Origin of the sequence: Paenirhodobacter populi (assembly GCF_004022215.1) — a bacterium.
GTDB classification, from domain to species: domain Bacteria; phylum Pseudomonadota; class Alphaproteobacteria; order Rhodobacterales; family Rhodobacteraceae; genus Rhodobacter; species Rhodobacter populi.
Genome location: NZ_SAUZ01000019.1, coordinates 106,864 through 114,893, shown reverse-complemented (window position 1 = coordinate 114,893; position 8,030 = coordinate 106,864). Strand labels below are relative to the sequence as shown.

Annotated in this window: 7 protein-coding genes and 1 tRNA gene; 3 read left to right on the top strand and 5 right to left on the bottom strand. The window is 67.8% G+C overall.

Features of this window, described 5'->3' with window-relative positions; genetic code table 11:
• The first annotated feature begins 302 nt into the window (after nucleotides 1-302).
• Nucleotides 303-1,112 (top strand): GH25 family lysozyme, encoded by an 810-nt coding sequence (locus D2T30_RS16460; protein WP_241565239.1) that lies wholly within the window; start codon nucleotides 303-305, stop codon nucleotides 1,110-1,112.
• A gap of 138 nt (nucleotides 1,113-1,250) precedes the next feature.
• Here D2T30_RS16460 and D2T30_RS16455 read toward each other — a convergent pair whose 3' ends face one another.
• Nucleotides 1,251-2,684 carry a glycosyltransferase family 39 protein gene (locus D2T30_RS16455; protein WP_128209766.1) on the bottom strand — a complete coding sequence of 478 codons (1,434 nt, stop codon included), beginning with the start codon at nucleotides 2,682-2,684 and terminating at the stop codon, nucleotides 1,251-1,253.
• Between the two features lie 4 nt (nucleotides 2,685-2,688).
• Nucleotides 2,689-3,675, bottom strand: coding sequence for a 2-hydroxyacid dehydrogenase (locus tag D2T30_RS16450; protein ID WP_128209765.1), 987 nt, complete (start codon nucleotides 3,673-3,675; stop codon nucleotides 2,689-2,691).
• Nucleotides 3,676-3,764: 89 nt separating this feature from the next.
• On the opposite strand from D2T30_RS16450, the gene D2T30_RS16445 reads away from it, so the two are divergent.
• Both D2T30_RS16445 and D2T30_RS16440 read left to right on the top strand, forming a co-directional pair.
• Complete coding sequence (locus D2T30_RS16445; RefSeq protein WP_128185310.1) at nucleotides 3,765-4,367, top strand: SH3 domain-containing protein; 603 nt, start codon at nucleotides 3,765-3,767, stop codon at nucleotides 4,365-4,367.
• A 50-nt stretch (nucleotides 4,368-4,417) separates the two neighbouring features.
• Entirely contained in the window at nucleotides 4,418-5,308 is an 891-nt protein-coding gene (locus D2T30_RS16440; protein ID WP_128209764.1) for a cation diffusion facilitator family transporter, read from the top strand.
• 6 nt (nucleotides 5,309-5,314) lie between these two features.
• Here the strand turns inward: D2T30_RS16440 and D2T30_RS16435 are convergent, their stop codons facing one another.
• From D2T30_RS16435 to D2T30_RS16425, 3 genes are all read right to left on the bottom strand, one after another.
• On the bottom strand, nucleotides 5,315-7,333 hold the full coding sequence (locus tag D2T30_RS16435; protein ID WP_128209763.1) for a M3 family metallopeptidase: 2,019 nt from the start codon (nucleotides 7,331-7,333) through the stop codon (nucleotides 5,315-5,317).
• A 92-nt stretch (nucleotides 7,334-7,425) separates the two neighbouring features.
• A tRNA-Pro gene (locus tag D2T30_RS16430) sits at nucleotides 7,426-7,502 on the bottom strand.
• 41 nt (nucleotides 7,503-7,543) lie between these two features.
• Nucleotides 7,544-8,026, bottom strand: a complete 483-nt coding sequence (locus D2T30_RS16425) for a DUF192 domain-containing protein (RefSeq protein WP_128209762.1) — start codon at nucleotides 8,024-8,026, stop codon at nucleotides 7,544-7,546.
• Nucleotides 8,027-8,030: the final 4 nt, after the last annotated feature.

The window sequence follows — 8,030 nt, the reverse complement described above, 5'->3', positions numbered from 1 at the left end:
CCCCCCCCCCCCCCCCCCCCCCCCCCCCCCCCCCCCCCCCCCCCCCCCCCCCCCCCCCCCCCCCCCCCCCCCCCCCCCCCCCCCCCCCCCCCCCCCCCCCCCCCCCCCCCCCCCCCCCCCCGCCCCCCCCCGACACGCAAACCCGCCCCATCCGGAAGATTCCCCAAAATCACACGCATCCCCCACACCGGCGGAAAGGCGGCATCGGCACAAAGATTGGCGCCGCGCCCTCGTGACAACGGCCGGGTTTTGCCGGATTCTGCGGCAAATATGAGGGTGCTTCGATGATAACGATAAGAACAATGGCGGCAGTGGTTCTTCTTGGCGTTCTGGCAGCCTGCGGCGGCAGGGACAGCGCGGTGAAGCGGGGCACATTGATGAGCCCGACACAGATGAATCCCGCCGATTACCGCGCGCCGGGGGTGCCCGCGCAATTCGGCGATACGCGCCCGCATCAGTGGAAGGACATCTCCCCTTCCATGTTGCCGATCCACGGGATCGACGCGGCCCGCTATCAGGGCAAGATCAACTGGTTCGCGGCGCGCGAGGGCGGGGTGAATTTCGCCTGGCTGAAGGCGACCGAGGGCGGCAATTACGTCGATCCGGGCTATGCGCTGAACGCGCCGCTGGCGCGCGCGGCGGGCGTGCCCGTCGGCGCCTATCATTTCTATTACTTCTGCCGCACGCCGCGCGAACAGGCGAACTGGTATATCAAGAACGTGCCTCGCGTGCGGGGCGATCTGCCGCCGGTGCTGGACATCGAATGGAATCACCAGTCCAAGTCCTGCCGCCGCTTCCCCGATCCGGCAACGACGCGGGCGGAGATCATGGAATATGTCTCGATCGTCGAGGCCTATTACCGCACCCGCGCGGTGATCTACACCACCCCGGACTTCTATGCCGAAAACGACCTCGGCCGGCTGCGCGGCGTGGAATTCTGGCTGCGCTCAACCGCGGGGCATCCGTCGGAACGCTATCCGGGGGAACGCTGGAGCTTCTGGCAATGGACCGGCACCGGTGTCGTGCAGGGCGTGGGCGGGATTTCCGACATCAACGCCTTTGCCGGGTCGACGGATGTCTGGCGGGCCTGGCTGACCGCGCGCCGACAGTAACCGGACGCGCCCGTGACGACCGGCGAGGGGGCCCTGCCCCCTCTTTGCTGCGCAAATTCACCCCCGGGATATTTAAGGAAAGATGAAGACCAGAAGGCCGCTCCGGGTGGTGAATCCATTCCGCGCAGCGGCCTGTCGTCAGGGCAGATCCCAGATCTCCACCGCGAAATCATGCGCCCGGTCCGGATCGATCCGGTTCGGAACGGGCAGGATCTCGTGCCCGCGCAGCTCCGCGCCCTGTGCCGGCGGGGTATCGTCGCCCTGCCCCGGTGTGACGCGCAGAAGCGGCCTGCCCGGCGGATACGCGGGGCCCAGGGGCGGTTCCGCCGCCACGGGCAGATCCGGCCCTACGGCCAGAAGCGCGCCCAGATCCCGTATCGCGCCGGTCACATGCGCGCCGTTTTCGGCGGCAAGTTCCCGCACACGGTCATGCAATGCGGTGTAATCGTCGCTCAGCCGCGAGGGGCGGGTGCCGAAGACCACCGCGATCCCGATCAGCACCGTGAGCGCAACGACCACCGCGGCGCTGGTGATCACCCGGCCCACACGCACCACGCCGGCCTCGAGCGCCCAGAGCGCAAGGCCCGCCGCACCCGGCACCGCCAGCGGCAACAGCCAGCGCGGCGACACCCGCGCCGCCCCGGCGATGGTCATCGCCACGGCCAGCACCCCCAGCCCGACGAACAGGCTGCGCAGCAGCAGGCGCCGGATCCAGACCGCCTCGGGGGGCGGCACCTCCGGCGCCCCACGCCGGGCGAACCAGCGGGCGGCAAGGACCACCGGCAACAGAAGGACGAAGGTCAGCACCGCCGCCTCGATCACCTCGAATACGCCGCCAAGGTATCGGCCGCCCAGAACCGGCGCCTCGTCGCGGTAGAGCTTGCCGACGGACATCAGCGCAAGGTCCGGATGCGCCATGTCCCAGAGCAACGGACCGATCAGGATCGCCACGGCCACCAGCGCCGCCAGCAGCCCGCCGCGCAGCGCCCCCGGCCCCTGCCCCGTGCGGCCCGGCGCCGGCGGCAGCGACCACAGCGCCAGCGCCAGCGCGGGCGGCAGGATCCAGAAATTCGTCTTCGACAGCCCGCCCAGACCGGCCGTCAGCCCAAGCAGCAGCCACCCCCGCCAGCTGTCCCGCCGCAGCAGCCCGCAGACCGCCCAGAGGAAGGCCGCCGACATGACCATCAGCGCGACGGAATGCGACAGGGTGCGCTGCGCCTCCCACACTATGGTGGGCACGAACAGCAGGCTCAGCACCGCCACCGCCGCCCGCCGCGCATCGCAGAACCGGCGCAGTCCGAGGAAGACCAGCATGTAGAACAGCCACAGGCAGGCGTTCTTGGTCACCACCAGCGCGGCGACATTCACCCCCAGAAGCGAGAACACCCCGGCCTGCAACCAGTTGTACAGCGGCTCCTGCGGCCCGTAGCCCCAGCGGAAATCGCGCGCCATGACCAGTAGCTCGGCCTCGTCGAGCTGCACGCCCGGGCCGACCCACAGGCGCACGATCGTCTGGGCGAGGAAATAAGCCCCCAGCCCCCAAGGCAACCACAGGCCGGCGTTTCCCCGCATGATTTCAGATCATGCTCAGAACGACCAGATCCGGCGGCCGGTGCCCGTCGGCAAAGGTGCGGATGTTGACGATGACCTTTTCGCCCATCTCCACCCGTGCCTCGACCGTGGCGGAGCCCATATGCGGCAGCAGCACCACATTCGGCAGCGCGCGCAGGCGCGGGTTGATCTGGTGGCGCCCCTCGAACACGTCGAGCCCGGCGCCCGCGATCTCGCCCGCGCGCAGGGCGCGGGTCAGGGCGTTTTCGTCGATCACCTCGCCGCGCGAGGTGTTCACCACCACCGCGGTCGGCTTCATCATCTTCAGCCGGCGCGCGTTCAGCAGATGATAGGTCGAGGGCGTATGCGGGCAGTTGATGGAAATCACGTCCATCCGGGCGATCATCTGATCGAGACTTTCCCAGAAGGTCGCGCCATGCGCGGCCTCGACCTCGTGCCGCAGGCGTCGGCGGTTGTGGTAATGGATCTGCATGCCGAAGGCCCGCGCCCGCCGCGCCACCGCCTGCCCAATCCGCCCCATGCCGAGGATGCCGAGCCGCCGCCCGCCGATCCGCCCGCCCAGAAGCGCGTTCGGCGACCAGCCCTGCCAGTCGCCCGACTGCATCAGCGCCAGCCCCTCGGGGATGCGTCGGGTCACCGCCAGAATCAGCCCCATGGTCATGTCCGCGGTATCCTCGGTCACCACGCCGGGGGTATTGGACACAAGGATCCCCCGCCCGCGCGCGGCGGGAATGTCGATATGGTCCACCCCGGCGCCGTAATTCGCGATCAGCTGCAGGCGCGGCCCCGCGGCGGCGATAAGCTCGGCGTCGATCCTGTCGGTGATCGTCGGCACCAGCACATCGGCGTGCTGCATCGCCGCGATCAATTCCTCGCGCGTCATCGGTTCATCGGTTTCGCGGCGCTCGACGTCGAAAAGCTCATCCATGCGGGATTCGACGGGCTCCGGCAGGCGTCGCGTCACGACAACACTGAGCTTGGGTGCAGGCATGGATTCGGCACTCCTCTCTTCCAAAGCCCCGGGCTTGCGTGCAAACTGCCGCCCAAAGGGTCGAGACACAAGACCCGGAGAGAGCAGAGATGGCACCATATCCGAGCCGTGCGCAATCCCGTTGCGCCAAACCGACGCGATTCGCGGTCCTGATCCTTGCGGCAACGCTGGCCCTGACGGCCCCGGCGCGCGCGCAGGAAGACGGAGATGACGGCCCCCCGCCCTCGGACATGGATGTGTCGATGGCGCTGGCCGGCCAGCAGGGACGCGGCCCGGTGACCAACCTGCCGCTGCCGCGGTTCCTGTCGCTCAAGGGGTCCGAGGGCAACGCCCGGCGCGGGCCTTCGCTGTCCCACCGGATCGACTGGGTGTTCAAGCATGCGGGGATGCCGCTGAAGGTCACCGCCGAATTCGGCAACTGGCGCCGGGTCGAGGATCGCGACGGCGCGGGCGGCTGGGTCCATTATTCGCTTCTGTCCGGGTCGCGCACCGTCATCATCGACGAGGATCTGGCCCAGCTTCATTCCCGACCGGACGAAAAATCCACGGTCGTCGCGCTGGCCGAGGCGGGATCGATCGCCAAGCTTGGCGATTGCAACAAGGACTGGTGCAAGGTTTCGGCCCAGAAAGCCGATGGCTGGATCGAGAAAACCAAGATCTGGGGTGTTGATCCGGACGAGATCCGCAACTAGACCGGGCGCGTTCGCCGACAGAGACGGCCAAATCGCGCAGGATCGCGGCCATGCCCAAGTTTGATTCCGAACTCCGCCTGAACGTTTCGGCGGGGCTTGCCTCGGTCGCCGTGGCGAGCACGCTGGTGCTGCTCAAGCTCTGGGCGCTTTGGGCAACGGGGGCGCTGTCGATCGCGGCCTCGCTCGCCGATTCCTCGATGGATCTGCTGATCTCGCTCATCGGGCTGGTGGCGATCATCTATGCCGCCCGGCCCGCCGATCAGGACCATGCCTTCGGCCATGCGGCGGTCGAGGATCTGACCTCGCTCGGGCAGGCGATCTTTGTCTTCGCCTCGGGCTGCGCGATCCTGTGGACCGCCGCGCACCGGCTGGTCAACCCGGAACCCCATCCGCTGGCGCAGGAGGGGCTGGGCGTCGCGGTCATGGCGATTTCGGCGGCGATCACCATGGGGCTGGTCGCGTGGCAGGCGCGGGTGTCGCGTTCGACCGGGAACAAGATCGTTTCGGCCGACATGCTGCATTACGTCGGCGACCTGCTGCCCACCTGTGGCGCGATCCTCGCGCTGTTCCTGTCGGCGCGGTTCGGCTGGAGCAGGGTCGACAGCATCGTCGCCATCCTTGCCGCGCTGATCATGATTCGCGGCGCGGTTCGCATCGGCGCCAGCGGCTGGCACGCGCTGATGGACCGTTCCGCCCCCGAGGACATTCTGGCGAAGATCGAGCGTCTGGCGCGCGATACCCCCGGCGTGCGGGGCTTCCACGACCTGAAGACCCGCACCGCCGGAACCATCCTGTTCGTGCAGCTGCATATCGAACTCGACGGCGGACAGACCCTGTCCGAGGCCCATGCCATCGCCGCCGAGGTGAAGCGCCGCATCATCGAGGCCTATCCCCATTCGGATGTCATCATCCACATGGACGTCTGGCAGCCGGAGGGTTGACGGCCCTCAGGCCGTCTCCAGCAGCCCCCGCCCCTTCAGCAGCGCCTCGATCCCCGGCTTCTTGCCGCGGAAGGCCAGCCACAATTCATCCGCCGGCCGCGAGCCGCCCGCCGACAGGATGAACTTCTCCAGCTTTTCCGCCGTTTCCGGGTCAAAGGCATCGCCGCGTTCCTCGAAGGCGGCGAAGGCGTCGGCATCCATCACCTCGGACCACATGTAGCTGTAATAGCCCGAGGAATAGCCGTCGCCCGAGAAGATATGGCTGAAATGCGGGGTGGCGTGGCGCATCCGGATCGCATGCGGCATGCCGATGGATTTCAGGATTTCCGCCTGCCGCGCCATCGGATCCTTCGGCGCGGGGCCGTCGTGGAAGTCCAGATCGACCAGCGCCGAGGCGACATATTCCACCGTCGAGAAGCCCTGATCGTAGGTCTGCGCGGCCAAGAGCTTGTCCAGCAGCGCCTGCGGCATCGGCTCGCCGGTCTTCCAGTGCCTCGCGTGGCGTTGCAGCACCTCGGGCACCTCCAGCCAGTGTTCGTAAAGCTGGCTCGGCAGCTCGACGAAATCGCGCGAAACCGAGGTGCCGGAGATGAACTGATAGGTCACGTCCGACAGCATCTGATGCAAAGCATGGCCGAATTCGTGGAACAGCGTGCGCGCATCGTCGTAGGACAGCAGGCTCGGGTTGCCCTTGGTGAAGTTGCACACGTTGACGACGATCGCATGCGTCTCGCCGCCGAGCTTTTTCTGCGACCGCATGGCCGAGCACCATGCGCCCGAGCGTTTCGATCCACGCGCGAAGTAATCGCCCAGAAAGACCGCGACATGTTGGCCCTTGCGGGTCACTTCCCAGCCGCGGACATCCGGGTGGTAGAACGGCCCGTCGAGTTCGCGGAATTCCAGCCCGAACAGCCGGTGCGCGGTGTCGAACGCCGCGCCGATCATCGCATCCAGCGACAGATAGGGTTTCAGCAGCGATTCATCGAAATCGAATTCCGCCACCCGACGCTTTTCGGAATAGTAGCGCCAGTCCCATGCCTCAAGATCGCCGTTCACCCCGTCTTCGTGCATCATCCGGGTCAGGGTTTCTGCATCCGCCTCGGCCTTGCGCCTTGCGGGCGCCCAGACCTGCATCAGCAGATCGCGCACCTGCGCGGGGGTCTTGGCCATCTCGTCGTCCAGCTTGAAGGCCGCGAAATTCGGGAAGCCCAGCAGATGCGCGCGTTCCTCGCGCAGCTTGAGGATTTCCGCCGCATTGGCGCGGTTGTCCGTCTCGCCGCCATTCGCGCCGCGCGCGCCCCATGCCTCATAGGCGATCTCGCGCAATTCGCGCTTGGGCGAGAATTGCAGGAACGGCACGATCAGCGAACGGTTCAGCGTCAGCACCGGCCCGTCCTGCCCGCGTTCGCGGCCGGCCTCGCGCGCGGCCTCGACCACGAAATCGGGCAGGCCTTCGAGGTCTTCCTCCGACAGCGGGCGGAACCAGTCGCGTTCATCGGCCAGCAGGTTCTGGCTGAACGCGGTCGACAGCACCGCGAGCCGTTCGCGGATCGCCGCCATCCGCTGCGCCTCGGCCCCGTCGAGCGCCGCCCCCGCGCGCACGAACATCTTGTGATACAGGTCCAGCACGCGGAGCTGTTCGGGCGTCAGGTCCAGCGCCTCACGCCCCTGCCACAGCGTGTCGATGCGCCGGAACAGCGCCTTGTTCATCGTCACCTCGGACGAGAAGGCCGCCATCTTCGGCGCCAGATCGCGCATCAGCGCCTCGCGCGCCGGGGTGCTGTCGGCGCTGGACAGATTGTAGAAAACGCCCGACACGCGATCCAGCAGCGTCTCGGCCTGCTCCATCGCCTCGATCGTATTGGCGAAGGTCGGGGGTTCCGCATTCGCGGCGATCCGCGCGATATTGGCGCGGGCCTCGGTCAGGGCGGCGTCGAAGGCGGGGGCGAAATCCCCGTCGCCGATCACGGCAAAGGGCGGCAGCGCGAATGGCCCCGTCCAGTCGGCCAGAAGCGGGTTTGTCATGATGAGATCCTTCCGTTCGCAAGGCAGGCGGCGCTGCCCGTTGCGCCACTATATGGGCAGGACGGAGAGGGTTTCGAGCCTTTTATGGCGGATGGTCGGGGCGGCGAGATTCGAACTCACGACCTACTGTACCCAAAACAGTCGCGCTACCAGGCTGCGCTACGCCCCGACGGGATCTTCCTACAGAAGCGCCGCAGCGGAGGGAAGGGGTCAGCCGCAGGGAATCGCGGCCTGCGACGGGTCAATCGCGGGATGCGACAGCACCATCCCCGGTTCCAGCCGCATCCGCCGCGCAAGCCCGCCGTTGATTTCCAGCACGAACTGCGCCGGGGCGCCGGATGGAATCGGCGTTTCATCCAGCGGCACCGCCTCGGAATGGATCGAGACGATCCGCCCCGCAGCGTCGATGAACAGCATGTCCAGCGGGATCAGCGTGTTGCGCATCCAGAAGGCGACGGGTTCCTCGTCGGGATAGACGAACAGCATCCCCGATGCCGTGGGCAGGTGTTCGCGCCCCATCAGCCCCTGGGCGCGTTCCTCGGCGTCATCGGCGATCTCGACATGGAACCGCGCGACCTCGCGCCCGGCGGGGGCGCTCAGAATCGCCTGATCCGGCATGCAGACGGGCGCCGCGCCCGCCGCCCCGGCGGCCAGAACGAACAGCGCCGCCAAGGCCCCAAGGGGGGCCGGCATCCGC

Coding starts and splice junctions, on each gene's coding strand:
- D2T30_RS16425 (WP_128209762.1), bottom strand. CDS start 8,026: ATGCCGGCCCCCCTTGGGGCCTTGGCGGCGCTGTTCGTTCTGGCCGCC.
- D2T30_RS16450 (WP_128209765.1), bottom strand. CDS start 3,675: ATGCCTGCACCCAAGCTCAGTGTTGTCGTGACGCGACGCCTGCCGGAG.
- D2T30_RS16460 (WP_241565239.1), top strand. CDS start 303: ATGGCGGCAGTGGTTCTTCTTGGCGTTCTGGCAGCCTGCGGCGGCAGG.
- D2T30_RS16455 (WP_128209766.1), bottom strand. CDS start 2,684: ATGCGGGGAAACGCCGGCCTGTGGTTGCCTTGGGGGCTGGGGGCTTAT.
- D2T30_RS16445 (WP_128185310.1), top strand. CDS start 3,765: ATGGCACCATATCCGAGCCGTGCGCAATCCCGTTGCGCCAAACCGACG.
- D2T30_RS16435 (WP_128209763.1), bottom strand. CDS start 7,333: ATGACAAACCCGCTTCTGGCCGACTGGACGGGGCCATTCGCGCTGCCG.
- D2T30_RS16440 (WP_128209764.1), top strand. CDS start 4,418: ATGCCCAAGTTTGATTCCGAACTCCGCCTGAACGTTTCGGCGGGGCTT.